The 15,269-nt window shown below is 67.8% G+C and carries 18 protein-coding genes; 6 read left to right on the forward strand and 12 right to left on the reverse strand.

All coding sequences use genetic code 11. The annotated features are described in order from the left end of the window. Nucleotides 1–16: 16 nt before the first annotated feature. The 5 genes from pdxA to AC5P7F_RS19890 are packed head-to-tail and all read left to right on the forward strand — an operon-like array spanning nucleotide 17 to nucleotide 3,867. Entirely contained in the window at nucleotides 17–997 is a 981-nt protein-coding gene (pdxA, locus tag AC5P7F_RS19870) for a 4-hydroxythreonine-4-phosphate dehydrogenase PdxA (protein WP_046428925.1), read from the forward strand. After that, complete coding sequence (rsmA, locus tag AC5P7F_RS19875) at nucleotides 994–1,797, forward strand: 16S rRNA (adenine(1518)-N(6)/adenine(1519)-N(6))-dimethyltransferase RsmA (RefSeq protein ID WP_014645986.1); 804 nt, start codon at nucleotides 994–996, stop codon at nucleotides 1,795–1,797. The genes pdxA and rsmA overlap by 4 nt, the downstream gene beginning before the upstream one ends. Nucleotides 1,798–1,810: 13 nt before the next feature. After that, nucleotides 1,811–2,194: a Co2+/Mg2+ efflux facilitator ApaG/CorD gene (apaG, locus tag AC5P7F_RS19880; protein ID WP_008268668.1), complete on the forward strand. Its 384-nt coding sequence runs from the start codon at nucleotides 1,811–1,813 to the stop codon at nucleotides 2,192–2,194. Between the two features lie 15 nt (nucleotides 2,195–2,209). Continuing rightward, a complete protein-coding gene (locus tag AC5P7F_RS19885) occupies nucleotides 2,210–3,226 on the forward strand; it encodes a symmetrical bis(5'-nucleosyl)-tetraphosphatase (RefSeq protein ID WP_014645985.1) in 1,017 nt (338 codons plus the stop codon). Next, the gene (locus AC5P7F_RS19890) at nucleotides 3,223–3,867 is read left to right on the forward strand and encodes a DUF1287 domain-containing protein (RefSeq protein WP_164077905.1); all 645 of its coding nucleotides are present in this window, start codon (nucleotides 3,223–3,225) and stop codon (nucleotides 3,865–3,867) included. Before AC5P7F_RS19885 ends, AC5P7F_RS19890 begins: the two co-directional genes overlap by 4 nt. A gap of 89 nt (nucleotides 3,868–3,956) precedes the next feature. On the opposite strand, the gene AC5P7F_RS19895 is transcribed toward AC5P7F_RS19890, so the two are convergent. The 9 genes from AC5P7F_RS19895 to AC5P7F_RS19935 all read right to left on the reverse strand — a co-directional run bounded on the left by AC5P7F_RS19895 (nucleotide 3,957) and on the right by AC5P7F_RS19935 (nucleotide 11,341). Continuing rightward, nucleotides 3,957–4,448 carry a dihydrofolate reductase gene (locus tag AC5P7F_RS19895; RefSeq protein ID WP_481462551.1) on the reverse strand — a complete coding sequence of 164 codons (492 nt, stop codon included), beginning with the start codon at nucleotides 4,446–4,448 and terminating at the stop codon, nucleotides 3,957–3,959. Between the two features lie 5 nt (nucleotides 4,449–4,453). Then, on the reverse strand, nucleotides 4,454–5,248 hold the full coding sequence (locus AC5P7F_RS19900) for a thymidylate synthase (RefSeq protein WP_164077906.1): 795 nt from the start codon (nucleotides 5,246–5,248) through the stop codon (nucleotides 4,454–4,456). Next, on the reverse strand, nucleotides 5,245–6,132 hold the full coding sequence (gene lgt, locus AC5P7F_RS19905) for a prolipoprotein diacylglyceryl transferase (protein WP_046428907.1): 888 nt from the start codon (nucleotides 6,130–6,132) through the stop codon (nucleotides 5,245–5,247). Before lgt ends, AC5P7F_RS19900 begins: the two co-directional genes overlap by 4 nt. 95 nt (nucleotides 6,133–6,227) lie before the next feature. After that, nucleotides 6,228–6,722, reverse strand: a complete 495-nt coding sequence (locus AC5P7F_RS19910) for a TPM domain-containing protein (RefSeq protein ID WP_032955917.1) — start codon at nucleotides 6,720–6,722, stop codon at nucleotides 6,228–6,230. Then, nucleotides 6,722–7,609: a TPM domain-containing protein gene (locus AC5P7F_RS19915; protein ID WP_049420663.1), complete on the reverse strand. Its 888-nt coding sequence runs from the start codon at nucleotides 7,607–7,609 to the stop codon at nucleotides 6,722–6,724. The genes AC5P7F_RS19910 and AC5P7F_RS19915 overlap by 1 nt, the downstream gene beginning before the upstream one ends. 3 nt (nucleotides 7,610–7,612) lie before the next feature. Continuing rightward, nucleotides 7,613–8,233, reverse strand: coding sequence for a LemA family protein (locus tag AC5P7F_RS19920; RefSeq protein WP_005415338.1), 621 nt, complete (start codon nucleotides 8,231–8,233; stop codon nucleotides 7,613–7,615). A 539-nt stretch (nucleotides 8,234–8,772) separates the two neighbouring features. Then, nucleotides 8,773–9,933: an MFS transporter gene (locus AC5P7F_RS19925; protein ID WP_014645977.1), complete on the reverse strand. Its 1,161-nt coding sequence runs from the start codon at nucleotides 9,931–9,933 to the stop codon at nucleotides 8,773–8,775. A 229-nt stretch (nucleotides 9,934–10,162) separates the two neighbouring features. After that, on the reverse strand, nucleotides 10,163–10,912 hold the full coding sequence (locus AC5P7F_RS19930; protein WP_005408127.1) for a TerC family protein: 750 nt from the start codon (nucleotides 10,910–10,912) through the stop codon (nucleotides 10,163–10,165). A 33-nt stretch (nucleotides 10,913–10,945) separates the two neighbouring features. Continuing rightward, nucleotides 10,946–11,341: a diacylglycerol kinase gene (locus tag AC5P7F_RS19935; protein WP_014036025.1), complete on the reverse strand. Its 396-nt coding sequence runs from the start codon at nucleotides 11,339–11,341 to the stop codon at nucleotides 10,946–10,948. Nucleotides 11,342–11,554: 213 nt separating this feature from the next. Here AC5P7F_RS19935 and AC5P7F_RS19940 point away from each other — a divergent pair, with 213 nt between their 5' ends. Next, nucleotides 11,555–12,256 carry an SGNH/GDSL hydrolase family protein gene (locus AC5P7F_RS19940; protein WP_014645976.1) on the forward strand — a complete coding sequence of 234 codons (702 nt, stop codon included), beginning with the start codon at nucleotides 11,555–11,557 and terminating at the stop codon, nucleotides 12,254–12,256. A 135-nt stretch (nucleotides 12,257–12,391) separates the two neighbouring features. Here AC5P7F_RS19940 and AC5P7F_RS19945 read toward each other — a convergent pair whose 3' ends face one another. From AC5P7F_RS19945 to AC5P7F_RS19955, 3 genes are all read right to left on the reverse strand, one after another. After that, nucleotides 12,392–13,663: an ATP-binding protein gene (locus AC5P7F_RS19945; protein WP_164077288.1), complete on the reverse strand. Its 1,272-nt coding sequence runs from the start codon at nucleotides 13,661–13,663 to the stop codon at nucleotides 12,392–12,394. Nucleotides 13,664–13,817: 154 nt separating this feature from the next. Further along, complete coding sequence (locus AC5P7F_RS19950; RefSeq protein ID WP_002811889.1) at nucleotides 13,818–14,531, reverse strand: response regulator transcription factor; 714 nt, start codon at nucleotides 14,529–14,531, stop codon at nucleotides 13,818–13,820. Between the two features lie 87 nt (nucleotides 14,532–14,618). After that, nucleotides 14,619–15,260, reverse strand: coding sequence for an arylesterase (locus AC5P7F_RS19955; RefSeq protein WP_032956728.1), 642 nt, complete (start codon nucleotides 15,258–15,260; stop codon nucleotides 14,619–14,621). Between the last annotated feature and the right edge of the window lie 9 nt (nucleotides 15,261–15,269).

Here is a 15,269-nt window from a genome sequence, read left to right on the forward strand (position 1 = left end):
GCCGCAGTCCTGAACGATGCGCCCCGAGCTCGCTCTGGTACCGGGCGAGCCCGCCGGGATCGGCCCGGAGCTATGTGTCCGCCTCGTCCAGCAGCCGCGTGAAGATTGCCGGCTGCTGGCCTTCGCCGATCCGGACACCCTGCACGCGGCCGCGGCCGCGCTGAACCTGCCCCTGCAGCTGCTGCCCGAGGACGCCGAAGCACGCGCCCCCGGCGATCTGCGCCTGCGCGCTGTCCGCAACGCTGCGCCCAGCCGCTTCGGCCAGGCCGATCCGGCCAATGCCGGCGCGGTCATCGGCGCGCTGCTCGGCGCCGGCCAGGCCTGCCTGTCCGGCGAACTGCACGGTGTTGTGACCGGCCCGGTGCACAAGGCGGTCATCAATGAAGGCGGCATCGCCTACAGCGGCACCACTGAACTGCTGGCCGACCAGGCCGGGGTAAAGGTGGTGATGATGCTGGCCAACCACATCGTGCGCGTGGCCCTGGCCACCACCCACCTGCCGCTGCGCGAGGTGGCCGATGCGATCACCGCGCCCGGCCTGGAGCACACGCTGCGCACGGTGCACGCCGCACTGCGCCGTGAGTTCGGTCTGCCTGCGCCGCGCATCGCCGTGCTCGGCCTGAACCCGCACGCCGGCGAAGACGGCCACCTGGGCCGCGAAGAACTGGATCTGGTCATCCCGCTGCTGCAGCGCCTGCGCGCGGAGGGCATGGACCTGGTCGGGCCGCTGCCGGCCGATACCGCCTTCCTGCCCGCCAAGCTGGCCGGCTTCGACACCGTGCTGGCGATGTACCACGACCAGGGCCTGCCGGTACTGAAGTATTCCGGCTTCGAACAGGCGGTGAACCTGACCCTGGGCCTGCCCTATCCGCGCGTGGCGGTGGACCATGGCACCGCGCTGGAGCTGGCCGGCCGCGGCATCGCCGATCCCTCCAGCCTGCAGGCGGCAACGACGCTGTGTGCGCAGCTTGCGCGGCAACGTACACTGGGCGCATGAATTCCCCGCATTCCCCCTCCGGCCCGGTGTTCACCGCACCGGCCAAGAAGCAGCTTGGCCAGCATTTCCTGGCCGACCGCCACTACATCGACAAGATCGTGATGGCGGTCAACCCGAAAGACGGCGACCGCCTGGTCGAGATCGGCCCTGGCCAGGGCGCGATCACCCTGCCGCTGCTGCGCGTGCACCCCACGCTGACGGTGATCGAGTTCGACCGCGACCTGATCGCGCCGCTGACCGCCGCCGCCGAGCCGCTGGGCGAGCTGACCATCGTTCATCGCGACGTGCTGCGCGTGGACTTCACCGAACTGGCTGCCGGCCAGCCGATCCGCCTGGTCGGCAACCTGCCCTACAACATCTCCTCGCCGATCCTGTTCCATGCGCTGGAGCATGCCGCGGTCATCCGCGACATGCACTTCATGCTGCAGAAGGAAGTGGTCGACCGCATGGCGGCCGGCCCCGGCAGCAAGGTGTATGGCCGCCTCAGCGTGATGCTGCAGGCCTACTGCCAGGTGACCTCGCTGTTCGTGGTGCCGCCGGGCGCGTTCCGGCCGCCGCCGAAGGTCGATTCGGCCGTGGTGCGTCTGGTGCCGCGTGACCCGGCCGCGATCAACATCAACGACCACAAGCGCTTCGCCGAGGTGGTCAAGGCCGCCTTCGGGCAGCGCCGCAAGACCCTGCGCAATGCCCTGAACAACGTGGTGTCCGCCGAGCAGTTCATCGCCGCCGGCGTGCGTCCCGATGCCCGCGCCGAACAGCTGGACGTGGCCGAATTCATCGCTTTGGCCAATGCCTCCTGATTACACTGCCGGTATGGAAGACGCTGACGTTTATGCCATCTCCGTCGAAGTCGCGCCGCGCTTCCTCGACGATCAATCCGCGCCGGAAGACGGTCGCTTTGCGTTCGCCTACACGATCCGCATCCACAACCAGGGGCGGGTCGCGGCACGCCTGGTCGCGCGCCACTGGCGCATCACCGATGCCAATGGTCGTGTCGAGCATGTCGATGGCGACGGGGTGATCGGCGAGCAGCCGCGGCTGCGCCCCGGTGAAGACTTCCGTTACACGTCCGGTGTCATGCTGGGGACCGATCACGGGACCATGCAGGGGCACTACGACATGGTCGCCGACGATGGCACCGAATTTGCCGCGCCGGTCGCACCCTTCGTGCTGGCCGTGCCGCGTACCCTGCACTGACACGGAGGCCGAACGATGAGTGTGTGGGCGATCGGCGACCTGCAGGGCTGCTATGACGTCACCCAGCGATTGCTGGAGAAGATCCGCTTCGACCCGGCGCAGGACACCCTGTGGTTCTGCGGCGACCTGGTCAACCGCGGCGGGCAGTCGCTGGAAACGCTGCGGCTGGTGCACTCGCTGCGCGAGCACAGCGTGGTGGTGCTGGGCAACCATGATCTTTCGCTGCTGGCCGTCGGTTCGCGTACCGAAGAGGAACAGCGCAAGGTCAACCCGGACCTGCTGCGCATCGTGCAGGCCGAGGACCGCGACGAACTGCTGGACTGGCTGCGCCTGCAGAAGCTGGTGCACGTGGACCGCGAGCTGGGCTGGATGATGGTGCACGCCGGCCTGGCGCCGAAGTGGACCACGCAGATGGCCGAGAAGCATGCCGCCGAGGTCGAGGTGCAACTGCATGGCGCCGGCTACCGCAAGCTGTTCCGCAACATGTACGGCGACAAGCCGAGCTGGGCCCCGAACCTGTCCGGTTACGACCGCTCGCGCGCGATCATCAACGTGCTCACCCGCATGCGCTACTGCACCCCGCGGGGGCGCATCGGCATCGAGGACAAGGGCACGCCGGGCACGCAGGAACAGGGGCTGTATCCCTGGTTCGAAGTGCCCGGCCGGGTCGAGCGCGACCTCAAGGTCGTCTGCGGCCACTGGTCGGCGCTGGGCCTGACCATCACCCAGGGCGTGCACGCCATCGACACTGGCGCGGTCTGGGGCGGCAAGCTGACCGCGCTCCAGCTTGATACCGACGAGCTGCGCGTGGTGCAGGTTCCGGGCCGCGACGTACCGGCACCCGTGCCCAACGCCCGCCCGCCGGCGCGACCGGCGCACGAGCGCCCCGGCGCTGCGACGCAGGGCAAGGAACAGGGCGGCAACGCCGCTGCCACCCCGGGCAACCGTGGCCCACGCCGCCGTCGCCGTCGTGGTGGCGGAGGGGGCGGCGCGGGTGGCGGCACCCACAACAGTCCCCCGCCGCAGGCGTGACGCGGCGCGGCTGGGCACCAGGGACGGTGCTGCTGACGCTGGCCCTGGCCAGCGGCTGCCAGCCCGGCTCGCCGCCTGCTACCACGGCTGCGGATGGTGCCGCACATGCGCCGACGCAGCCGCAGGCCCCTTCGCCGCCATTGGTGGCCGCAGCCCGCGCGCAGGTCGGCGTCACCATCCGTTACGATCCTGCTTACCAGGTACTGGCCTATCCCGGCGGCGACGTGCCACTGGATCGCGGCGTGTGCACGGACGTGGTGGTGCGCGCCCTGCGCGATCTGGGCCTGGACCTGCAGGCACGCGTGCATGAGGACATGCGCGGCAGTTTCAGTGCCTATCCGGCGATCTGGGGCCTGTCACGGCCGGACCGCAACATCGATCATCGTCGTGTACCGAACCTGATGCGCTGGTTCGAGCGCCAGGACTGGCAGCAACCGGTCACGGCCCTCGCCCCCGACTACGCGGCCGGCGACATCGTTGCCTGGAAGCTCAATGGCAACGGCCTGCTGCACGTGGGCATCGTTTCTGACCGGCGCCTGGCCAACGGCACACCGCTGGTGCTGCACAACATCGCGCGCGGCACGCGCGAAGAGAACCTGCTGTTCCAGCACGCGATCATCGGGCATTACCGGATGCCGTAGGCAATCCTGTAGAGCCGAGCCATGCTCGGCTCCGGGATGTGTCCGCGGAAAGCAGCCGAGCATGGCTCGGCTCTACAGGTGCGTTGCGATCAGCGGCGCACGTAGTGCACAAAGCGGAACGCGTACGCATGGCGTTCGTCGGCCGGGTGCGGCTCGCTGCTCATTTCCTGCCAGTCCTGCACGTCCACTTCGGGGAAATGGGTATCGGCGGGGACTTCGGCATCGACCCAGGTCAGGTACAGGTCACTGGCCTGGTCCAGCAACTGGTGGAAGATCTCGCCGCCGCCGATGATGCACAGCTCGCTGGCGCCCTCGCCTTCGGCAATCGCCTTCGCCTCGTCCAGCGACGCCACCGCACGCATGCCCTCGAACGGCACCTGGCCGCTGCGGGTCAGCACCAGGTTGGTCCGCCCCGGCAGCACGCGGCCGATCGACTCGGCCGTCTTGCGCCCCATCAGGATCGGCTTGCCCAGGGTGAGCGCCTTGAAGTGCTTGAAGTCATCCGGCAGGTGCCAGGGCATGGCATTGCCCTGGCCGATGCCACGGTTGCGGTCCAGCGCCACGATCATCGACAGCTTCAGGGCACTCATACCGCCACCGGCGCCTTGATCGCCGGGTGCGGATCGTAGCCGTCGATGCGGATGTCGTCGAACTGGAAGCCGAACAGGTCGGTCACCTCAGCGTTCAACCACAGCTTCGGCAGCGCGCGCGGCGCGCGCGACAGCTGCTCGCGGGCCTGCTCGAAGTGGTTCGAGTACAGGTGAGCATCGCCCAGCGTGTGCACGAAGTCGCCCACGCCCAGGCCGGTGGCCTGCGCCACCATGTGGGTCAGCAGCGCGTAGCTGGCGATGTTGAACGGAACGCCAAGGAAGATGTCACCGCTGCGCTGGTACAGCTGGCAGCTGAGCTTGCCGTCCACCACGTAGAACTGGAACAGGTTATGGCATGGCATCAACGCCATCTGCGAAAGCTCGCCCACATTCCAGGCACTGACCACCAGCCGGCGCGAATCGGGGTTGCGCTTGATCTCGTCCACAAGCCACTGCATCTGGTCGATCTGGCGGCCGTCGGCGGTGGCCCAGCTGCGCCACTGCTTGCCGTAGACCGGGCCGAGGTCGCCGTTCTCGTCGGCCCACTCGTCCCAGATGCGCACCTGGTTGTCCTTCAGGTAGCCGATGTTGGTGTCGCCCTTCAGGAACCACAGCAGCTCGTGGATGATCGAGCGCAGGTGCAGTTTCTTGGTGGTGACCAGCGGAAAGCCTTCGGTGAGGTCGAAGCGCATCTGCCAGCCGAACACGCTGCGGGTGCCGGTACCGGTGCGATCACTCTTCTCGGCGCCATGCTCGAGCACGTGCGCCAGCAGGTCCAGGTAGGGCTTCATGGCTTGCCCTCGGCAGCCACCGGCAACTGCGGCTGCAATACCGGCGCGCGGCGCGACATCACCAGCAGCACCAGGCCGAAGGCGATCAGCGGCAGGCTGAGGATCTGGCCACGGGTCAGCCAGTCGAAGGCCACGTAGACGCCGTTGTCCGGCATGCGCACGAACTCCACCGCGAAGCGGAACAGGCCGTACATCAACGCGAACAGGCCACCCACCAGGTAGCGGTGGCGCGGCTTGGCCGACACCGCCCACAGCACCACGAACATCACCAGGCCTTCCAGGAACGCTTCATACAGCTGCGACGGATGGCGGGCGTACGGGTTCAATGCGCCGGTGGCGAACTGCGCCTGCAGCGTCGCGTGGTCGAGCTGGTTCAGCGGGGCCGGCAGGCCGGACGGGAACACCACGCCCCAGGTCCCGTCGGTGTACTTGCCCCACAGCTCGGCGCCGATGAAGTTGCCGATGCGGCCGAAGCCCAGGCCCAGTGGCACCAGCGGCGCCATGAAATCCATGGTGTCGAAGAAATGCAGCTTGTGCTTGCGCGACCACCACCAGCAGGCGCCCAGCACGCCGAGCAGGCCACCGTGGAAGCTCATGCCGCCGTCCCACACCTTGAACAGCAGCAGCGGGTTGTGCAGGAAATCGCCCAGCGCGTAGAACAGCATGTAGCCGATGCGCCCGCCCAGCACCACGCCGAGCATGGCGTAGAACAGCAGGTCGGAGAAGCCGTTGGCATCGACGCCCGGCAGGCGCCCCGCGGCAATGCGCGTGCGGCCCAGCAGCCACGCTGCGGTGAAGCCGAGCAGGTACATGATGCCGTACCAGTGCACCTTGATCGGCCCCAGCGAAAGGGCGATGGGGTCGATGTCGTGGAAATAGATCATGGAAAACGCCTGGCGGGAGTACGGGTATTTTAGCGTCCCTGCCCCGCCCGGGGCCGGGGCCGGCACGGGCGGAGGACCACGCCGCAGATCAGGGTTCAGTCCAGGATCTGCGGCGCGTCAGGCAACGCGTCATGCTCGGACCGCGTGGCGGCCGGAAAGTGCCCTTCGATCAGGCTGGAGACCTCGTCGATGGCATCCTGCAATGCCTCGACCGGATGGGCCCCGCGCAGGCCCTCGCGCAGGTGGGTGCAGACCCGCTGCCACTGCGCCGGGCTGACCCGGCCGTGCAGGCCACGATCGGCAACGATCTCGATCGCGTGATCGGCCAGCAGCAGGTAGATCAGTACGCCGTTGTTGTGGGCGGTATCCCAGGTTCGCAGGCGCGCAAAGGCATGCTCGGCGGCCTGGCGCGGGGTCACCCTGTGCCACAGCGCCCCCAGCGGCAGATCCGCTTCCACCGCGAACATCACCTGCCCGCCGTGGCGCTGCTCACCGGCCGCGATGGCCTCGGTGATCGCCTGCAATGTGGCCGGCGGGAAGGCACGCCGCACCGAGGGCGAGAATACATGGCGGAACAGACGTTGGATCATCACCAGCCTCCCGAAGCGCCACCGCCACCGGAACGGCCGCCGCCACCGCCCCAGCCACCACCACCACCGAATCCACCGCCCCCGCCGAAACCGCCTCCGCCACCCCAGCTGCCACCGCCCCAACCGCCACCGCCGGCAAAGCGACCCGGGTGGCCGGACAGCATCGCCACGATCAGGCCGACCACGCCGGCCAGGCCACTGGCCAGCAGCGTGGAGGTGAACAAAAATGCTGCCAGCGCCGCACCCGCGCCGCCGAGCAGGCCGCGCAGCGGACGCGGCACGCGCGAGAACACGCCGCGCAGGATGCTGCCGGCGAACACGCCGATGAACAGCGCCAGGAACCAGGTATCGCCACCACCACCGGGCTCGCGCCCGCGATGACCGCTGACCGGTGCCGGCAGCGGTTCGCCGTCGATCAGCTTGACCAGCACCGCCGTGGCATCGGTGATGCCGCCGGCATAGTCGCCGCTGCGGAAGCGCGGGACCAGGTATTCCTGGATCACCCGGTTGGCGATGGCATCGGGAATGGCGCCTTCAAGGCCGTAGCCCGGCTCGATGCGCACGCGCCGGTCATCCTTGGCCACCACCAGCAGCACGCCGTCATCCACGCCCTTGCGGCCGATCTGCCATTGGTCGAAGACCCGCGTGGTGTATTGCGCGATGTCCTCCGGCTGGGTGGTGGGCACCACCAGCACCTGCAGCTGGCTGCCTTTGCGCTGCTGCAGCTCGATCGCCTGCTGCACCAGCGCCTGCTTCTGCGTGGCGTCCAGCGTGCCGGTGGTATCGACCACCGGCGAGTCCAGCGCAGGAATCGGCGCCAGCGGCTGTGCCTGCGCTGCCAACGGCAGCCACAGCAGCAGGGCCAGCAGCGCAGTGGCCAGGCGCATCGGTCAATGGCCCGGCTGCGGCGCCGGCTGCTGCTGCGGCGCGTTGCCGAAATCGACCGCTGGCGCGTTGGAAATCTGCGCTTCGTTGTCCACCGTGAAGTTCGGCTTGGTCTTGTAGCCGAAGATCTTGGCGGTGATCACCTGGGGGAACGAACGGATGTAGGTGTTGTAGTCCTGCACCTGCTGGATGTAGCGGCCGCGCGCAACCGTGATGCGGTTTTCGGTGCCTTCCAGCTGGGCCTGCAGGTCGCGGAAGTTCTGGTCGGACTTCAGCACCGGGTAGTTCTCGGTGACCACCAGCAGCCGCGACAGTGCGCTGCCGAGTTCACCCTGGGCCTGCTGGAACTGCTTGAGCGAGGCTTCGTCGTCGGCGTTGACGTTGATCTGGCCGACGCGCGAACGGGCGTTGGTGACTTCGGTCAGCACGCGCTCTTCCTGGCTGGCAAAACCCTTAACCGTCTGCACCAGGTTGGGCACCAGATCGGCGCGGCGCTTGTACTGGTTGAGCACTTCGGACCAGCTGGCCTTGACCGCCTCATCCTTCTGCTGGATGGCGTTGTAGCCGCAGCCGGAGAGCAGGGAGGCCAGCAGCATCAGGGGCAGGACACGGGTGAACAGGCGCATGGCGGAGGTTCCGGGTGGACTGGGCACCGAGCATGCCACGGTTCGGGTGAAAGACCGGCCATCGGGCGCCGCCCCCTCCGCGGTGGGTGGCAAGGAAGCGTTATCGGGGTCGGCCGGGAGGGTGGGTTGGCTGGGGGGCGCTGCAAGTACGTCCATGTAAGCTCGGTCGCCGCATCCATGCGGCTCACGCCCCCAGCCAACCCACCCTCCCGGCCACGGACAATTTCCTGCGCACCGCGGGAGGATCAAAAGAAAAAATGAAAAGCAAAAGCCGGTTCTTCAGGCATTCGTGTCGACCAAGGTCGACACCTACCAGAGCGGAACGCCGTTACGACAGATCGCGGGAATCTGTCGAAGGCGGGGTGGGTCCGGTTGAGGGGGCGTGAGCCGCATGGATGCGGCGACCGAGCTTACATGGACGTACTTGCAGCGTCCCCCTCAACCGGACCCACCCCGCCAACCCACGGAATGCAGGCTTTTGCCGTTGACGTTGATTCGGCGGGTGCAGGGCTGCAAGCCCTGCCGTAAACCCTCTCCCCTCAGCAGGCCTCAGCCACCGCAGTGCGGGGACGCCCCAGCCATGCCAGCAGCAGGCCCGATGCCGCCAGCAGGCCACCGGCCACCGGAATCGCGGCATAGCCCAGGCCCGAGCTGATCACCGCACCGCCCAGCGCGGCACCCACGGCATTGCCCAGGTTGAACGCACCGACGTTGATCGACGACGCCAGGCCCGGCGCCTCGCTGGCCGCCTGCATCACCCGGATCTGCAGCGGCGGTACGAGGGCGAAGGTCGCCGCGCCGAACAGCAGCACACCGAGGGCGGCGGTGGCATGGCTCATGAAGGCCAGCGGCAGCACGAACATCAGCACCGCCAGGACGGCCAGCAGGATCCGTGTGGCGCCATCCAGCGACCAGTCGGCCATGCGCCCACCGATGCCGTTGCCGAGGGTGAAGCCGATGCCGATCAGCGCCAGCGAGATCGCGATGAAGGTATTGGAGGCGCCGGTCAATTCGGTCAGCACCGGTGCGACGTAGGTGTAGAGGGTGAACATCGCACCTGCGCCAAGCACGGTGGTGGCCATCGCCAGCAGCACCGGCGGCTGCAGGATCGCCTTCAGTTCGCGGCGCACGTCCGGGCGCGGCCCCGGTGCAGATGCCGGCAGCGCGAAGCCCAGCGCGGTGATTGCGATCAGGCCCAGCGCCGCAGTACCGGCGAAGGACAGGCGCCAGCCCAGCTGCTGGCCGACCCAGGTCGCCAGCGGCACGCCGCCGATGTTGGCGATGGTCAGGCCCATGAACATGGTGGCCACGGCCGCAGCCTGCTTTTCCTTCGGCACCAGGCTGGCGGCGACCACCGCACCGATGCCGAAGAAGGCGCCGTGGTTGAGGCTGGTGACCAGGCGCGACAGCAGCAGCAGCCCGTAATTCGGTGCCAGCGCGGACAGCAGGTTGCCGACCACGAAGATGGACATCAGCAGCATCAGCGCGGTGCGCTTGCCGAAACGGCCCATCAGCAGGGTCATCACCGGCGCGCCCAGCATCACGCCCACGGCGTAGGCGGTGATCAGCATGCCGGCGGTGGGGATGCCAACGCCCACGCCGTCGGCGATGACCGGCAACAGGCCCATCGGGGCAAATTCGGTGGTTCCAATGGCGAAGGCGCCAACGGCAAGCGCCAGCAAGGCGGCTCTGGAATTCATGGGGGGTTTCCTGGGGGGCGGGAATCGGGAGTGCGTAGCCTGCGCGCTTTGCTGCGCCGGATTAAGCCTCGGCCCGGGAAAACACTGTTGATCCTGATTCACAAGTGGAGGCCGGAACGCCGCCGCAAGTGCAAAAACCGCAGCGCCGTTCGTTGTAGAGCCGCGCCCCACAACGCAGAACCCCCGGCCAGGCCGGGGGTTCTGGGTGACACACGTGCCAATGGCGCGCTTACCAGTTGCCGGCGCCCGGCACGTTGTGTTCGCGGGCGCGGCGGCGCATCAGCAGGTTCAGCCACTCCACCAGCACCGAGAAGCCCATCGCGGCGTAGATGTAGGGCTTGGGCACGTGCACGTCCAGGCCGTCCAGGATCAGCACCGCACCGATCATCAGGATGAAGGCCAGGGCCAGCATCTTCACGGTCGGGTTGGCGTCGATGAAGCGGCCCAGCGGGTTGGCGGCCAGCAGCATCACCAGCACCGACAGCAGGATGGCCGCCACCATCACCGGGATGTGGTCGGCGATGCCCACGGCGGTGATCACCGAGTCGAGCGAGAACACGATGTCGATCACCGCGATCTGGGCGATCACGTAGCCGAACACGGCCGAGGCCTTGGTGGTGCTGGGGTCTTCGTCCTCGCCACCGCTGATCAGTTCCTTGATCTCCATGCAGCCCTTGATGATCAGGAACAGGCCACCAACGATCAGTACCAGGTCGCGGATGGAAATGCCCATGCCGGCCACGGTGAACAGGTTGGCCGCCATGTGCGCCAGGTAGGCCAGCGAGACCAGCAGGCCGATGCGGGTGATGCAGGCCACCGCGATGCCCAGCTTGCGTGCGAACGGACGACGCTCTTCCGGCAGCTTGCTGACCGCGATGGAAATGAACACCAGGTTGTCGATGCCGAGCACGATTTCCAGCGCGCTGAGCGTGAACAGGGTCACCCAGGCATTGGGGTCGGCGAGGAACTCAAAGGACATGGAAACTCTTCAAGGCAGTGGGGGAATGGGGTTTCAGCCGTAGCTGCCGGCCAGCGCGTGCGGAACCACGACCAGCGCCCAGCACAGCAGCACGTTCATCATCAGCACGAACACCGCTGCCGAGCCCATGTCCTTGGCGCGGCCAGCCAGCTCGTGGATCTCGCTGCCGTAGCGTTCGATCACCGCTTCGATGGCCGAGTTGGCAAGCTCCATCGCCAGCACCAGCAGCATCGAGCCGATCAGCAGCGCGCGTTCGACCGGGGTCTGGCCCAGCCAGATCGCGACCGGAGTCAGCATCACCAGCAGGTATACCTCCAGCCGGAACGAGGACTCGTGCAGCCAGGCGGCGCGCAGGCCCTGCCAGGACCAGCGGGCGGCCTGGAAGATGCGGCGCGGGCCGCGGGGCATGTGGCCGAACTGATCAGCCACGGGTGGAACATCCAGCAACAGGGGCGCGGCGCAGCGACCGCTCAGACGCACGGCAGGAAATCATGGGTGCACAGGAATAGGCAGATGGCCGCCATTTTGCCACAAGGCCGCCAACCGCACCCCGCACCGGCCCGCTGAACGGCCTGCCAGGGGCAAGCACCGGGCTGGGCCGTGCTTCTATGATGGAGCTCCCCTTGCCTGCTGGAGCGCCTGATGTCCCGTCGCCGTACCTGCCTGCTGATGCTGGGCCTGCTGACTGCCGCACCGCTTGCCCAGGCCCTGAGCCCGGCCAGGCCGCCGCAGGTGCCCGAACAGGTCTCCAATGTGGCCTGGGCCGGCGACATGGCCCGCTTCGCCAGCGCCGACCAGGCCAACCCGCCGCCCCGTGGTGGCATCGAGTTCATCGGCAGCTCCTCGATCCGCTTCTGGGAGAGCCTGGCCACCGACTTCCCCGGCCAGCCGGTGTTCAACCGCGGCTTCGGCGGTTCGGAAGTGCGCGACAGCACCTGGTATGCCGGCCAGATCGTGGTGCCGTATGCGCCGTGCAAGGTGTTCTTCTACGCCGGTGACAACGACCTCAACAGCGGCCGCAGCGCCATGCAGGTGCGAGATGACGTGGTCGCCTTCGTGCAGCGCGTGCACCGCGACCTGCCGAAGACCAGGGTCGAGTACCTGTCGATCAAGCCGAGCCCGTCGCGCGCGCACCTGCTGCCGGCGATCAACGAAGCCAACGCGCTGATCAAGGCTGCGCTGGCCAGGCTGCCCAACACCGGCTTCACCGACATCTACACGCCGATGCTCGGCGCCGATGGACAGCCGGACGCGACGCTGTTCCGCGAGGACATGCTGCACATGACCCCGGCCGGCTATGCGATCTGGACCAAGGCGCTGGCGCCGAAGGTCAACTGCAATTGAGGCACTGTGGACGTCGGGCATGGCCCGGCGCTACCGCACCCCATCCACGCATGGCGTGGATCTACCGACATTTCAGCGGGATGGGGTCAGAGCCGGTTGCGCCGCAACGGGATCCGACCCCGGCAGGTCGCCGCGTTACCGGAAGACCACCGTGGCTTCGGTGCCCTTGCCCGGCTGGCTGGCCAGGCTGACCTTCCAGCCGAAGCGGTCGCACAGCCGGCGCACGATCGACAGGCCCAGGCCGGTGCCCTGCGGGCGGCTCGGCTCGGCGCGGTAGAAGGGTTCAAACGCGCGCGACAGCGCCTCGGCGGACATGCCGATGCCGGTGTCGCGCACCACCACCCGGTCATTGAGCACGTGCACGTCGATACGCCCTTCGTCGGTGTAGCTGCAGGCGTTGCGCACCAGGTTGCTGACCACCACCTGCAGCACCCGCGGCGGGGCGTGCAGGTGCACCGGGCCTTCGCTGTGCAGGTGCACTGACACCAGACGCGTACCCAGCAGTTCGTTGGCGTTGTCCACCTCGTAGCGGACGATGTCGTTGACGTCGAACAGCTCGATCTGGGGTTCGACGTCGGCCTCGCGGGCCAGGATCAGGAACGCGTCGATCACCGCTTCCATGTCACGGCCGGCGCGCTGGATGCGCTGCAGGCTGCGGCGCAGGCGCGGCTGCAGGGTTTCATCGCCCAGGGCCATGTCGCTGGCCACGCGGATGACGGTCAACGGCGTGCGCAGCTCGTGGCTCGCATCGCGGGTGAAATTGCGCTCGCGCGCCACATGCGCGCTGACCCGGTTGGCCAGCGAATGCAGCGCGGCCGCCAGCTGCCGGGTCTCGCCCTGCATGTCCGCGGGCAGCTTGTTCGGTTCCAGGTCGGCCGCCTCCGGGTGACCCGGGTCCCAGCGCGAGACGCGCCGTGCCAGCCAGTTCACCGGCGACACCAGGCGCTTGGAGGCCCGGTAGGTGACCCAGCTGGCGCCATACACCGCCAACAGGGTCAGCAGCACCGGCACGATGCCGAACCAGAACGCCAGCATCTCCGCACGCGAACGCAGGAACACCAGGTACAGGCGGCCGGCCGGACGCACATCGACCAGTACCAGCTGGTCATCCTTGGGCAGCTCGTGGAAACCGGGTTCCAGGTTGCGCAGGTTGGCCGGCAACGACAGCGCCGACTGCCCGCTTTCCAGCAGGTAGCCGCGGATGTTCTGGGTGTTGGGCGGTGGCTGCACCGGCGAGGCCTCGTGCAGCGTCCAGTAATAGGCCGCTTCCTCGCGCAGGGCGGCGCCGACCAGGCTGTGCTTGATCACCAGCGAAACCAGCCAGGCACCGAGCAGGATGCCCAGGCTGGCCAGGACTGCCTGCAGGATGAAGGCGATACGGATCTTGCGCGGCAGGCCGTGCGGCATTGCGGGGTCCCGGTCAGAGCGCTGCGATTATAGGCAGCGCGCTGCGCCGTAGTCGTGCACGGAGGATGACCGGCGGCAGTGCCGGCCGGTCATCCGTGCCCGGTGCGGGGGTCGTTGCCCGGCCGGGCCTGATGCTGCACCGGCCTGGCCCCGATCAGGCCATCGGCTGGGCGATATCGGCAATGCGGTAACCGGCGCTCTGCACGGTGTGCAGCAGCGGACGGTCGAACGGCTTGTCGATGATCTTGCGCAGGTTGTACAGATGGCTGCGCAGGGTGTCCGAATCCGGCAGGCCATTGCCCCAGATCTCGCGTTCGATCTCCTGGCGGGTGACCACGCGCGGCGATTCGCGCATCAGGATGGTCAGCAGGCGCAGGCCGATCGGCGACAGCTGCAGTTCGGTACCGGCACGGGTGGCCCGCATGCTGACCGGATCGAGCACCAGGTCGGCGACCTTCAGCACTTCCGAACCCACCTGGCGGCGTTCACGGCGGATCAGCGCGCGCAGGCGGGCTTCCAGCTCCTGGATCGCGAACGGCTTGGTCAGGTAGTCATCGGCGCCGAAACCGAGGCCGGTGAGCTTGTCGTCCAGCGTGTCGCGTGCCGTGAGCATCAGCACCGGGGTGGACTTGCGCGCATCGTTGCGCAGGCGACGGCATACTTCGATGCCATCCAGGCGCGGCAACATGAGGTCGAGCACCACGACGTCATAGCTGTTCTCCGCCGCAAGGCGGTAGCCATCCAGGCCGTCCTGTGCATAGTCGACTTCGAAGCCGCGACCTTCCAGGTATTCCCCGATCATCTCGGAGATGTTGCGGTTGTCTTCGACCACCAGCACCAAGCCGGAGGTCTCCTTCGTCTGACGCATGTGATTCCCTCTAACTTCAGCTTTGTGAAACATGCCGGATCGACGGTGGACGCGATGTGAAGTTCCGTCAAGAGGGTTGTAAATCGTTCAGAGCAGGGGCCGCAGGAGTGGCCAGACGTTGTCCAGCACCCTCGATTGCGCCTGCGCCGTGGGGTGCAGGCCATCGGCCTGCATCATGCCCGGCTGCAGGGCCACGCCCTCCAGCAGGAACGGCAGCAGCGGCACCTTGTACTGCGTGGCCAGCGCCTTGTAGGCCGCCGCCAGGCGCTGGCGGTAAGCGGGCCCATAGTTGGGCGGCACGTCGATGCCCAGCAGCAGCACCCTGGCGCCGGCCTTCTGGCTGGCCTGTACCATCTTTTCCAGGTTGCCCTGCACCTGTGCCGGGGTCAGCCCGCGCAGCGCGTCGTTGCCGCCCAGCGCGATCACCACCACCGTCGGCTTTTCCTTCGCCAACAGGCCCGGCAGGCGGGTCAGCGCGCCGGCCGTGGTTTCCCCGCTCATGCTGGCATTGACGATGCGCGCCGGTGTTTTCGACTGTTGCCTGACCCGCTGCTGCAACAGGCTGACCCAGCCGGCGTCGGCAGGGATATTGTGGGCAGCACTGAGGCTATCGCCGAGCACCAGCACCGTACCTGCCGGGTCTTTGGCTCCGGCCAGCCCGGGCAGCAGCAATCCCAGCAGCAGCACCATCATCGCGCCGGCTCGCCGGCTCCATCCCGTCTTGCGCATTGGAGTCTC

The organism is Stenotrophomonas sp. YJH_SMC_105-26 (genome assembly GCF_059368915.1).

Excerpts from the sequence above, each read along its gene's own strand:
- pdxA (WP_046428925.1), top strand. The coding sequence starts at position 17 with ATGCGCCCCGAGCTCGCTCTGGTACCGGGCGAGCCCGCCGGGATCGGC.
- rsmA (WP_014645986.1), top strand. The coding sequence starts at position 994 with ATGAATTCCCCGCATTCCCCCTCCGGCCCGGTGTTCACCGCACCGGCC.
- apaG (WP_008268668.1), top strand. The coding sequence starts at position 1,811 with ATGGAAGACGCTGACGTTTATGCCATCTCCGTCGAAGTCGCGCCGCGC.
- AC5P7F_RS19885 (WP_014645985.1), top strand. The coding sequence starts at position 2,210 with ATGAGTGTGTGGGCGATCGGCGACCTGCAGGGCTGCTATGACGTCACC.
- AC5P7F_RS19900 (WP_164077906.1), bottom strand. The coding sequence starts at position 5,248 with ATGAAGCCCTACCTGGACCTGCTGGCGCACGTGCTCGAGCATGGCGCC.
- lgt (WP_046428907.1), bottom strand. The coding sequence starts at position 6,132 with ATGATCTATTTCCACGACATCGACCCCATCGCCCTTTCGCTGGGGCCG.
- AC5P7F_RS19910 (WP_032955917.1), bottom strand. The coding sequence starts at position 6,722 with ATGATCCAACGTCTGTTCCGCCATGTATTCTCGCCCTCGGTGCGGCGT.
- AC5P7F_RS19915 (WP_049420663.1), bottom strand. The coding sequence starts at position 7,609 with ATGCGCCTGGCCACTGCGCTGCTGGCCCTGCTGCTGTGGCTGCCGTTG.
- AC5P7F_RS19920 (WP_005415338.1), bottom strand. The coding sequence starts at position 8,233 with ATGCGCCTGTTCACCCGTGTCCTGCCCCTGATGCTGCTGGCCTCCCTG.
- AC5P7F_RS19925 (WP_014645977.1), bottom strand. The coding sequence starts at position 9,933 with ATGAATTCCAGAGCCGCCTTGCTGGCGCTTGCCGTTGGCGCCTTCGCC.
- AC5P7F_RS19930 (WP_005408127.1), bottom strand. The coding sequence starts at position 10,912 with ATGTCCTTTGAGTTCCTCGCCGACCCCAATGCCTGGGTGACCCTGTTC.
- AC5P7F_RS19940 (WP_014645976.1), top strand. The coding sequence starts at position 11,555 with ATGTCCCGTCGCCGTACCTGCCTGCTGATGCTGGGCCTGCTGACTGCC.
- AC5P7F_RS19945 (WP_164077288.1), bottom strand. The coding sequence starts at position 13,663 with ATGCCGCACGGCCTGCCGCGCAAGATCCGTATCGCCTTCATCCTGCAG.
- AC5P7F_RS19950 (WP_002811889.1), bottom strand. The coding sequence starts at position 14,531 with ATGCGTCAGACGAAGGAGACCTCCGGCTTGGTGCTGGTGGTCGAAGAC.
- AC5P7F_RS19955 (WP_032956728.1), bottom strand. The coding sequence starts at position 15,260 with ATGCGCAAGACGGGATGGAGCCGGCGAGCCGGCGCGATGATGGTGCTG.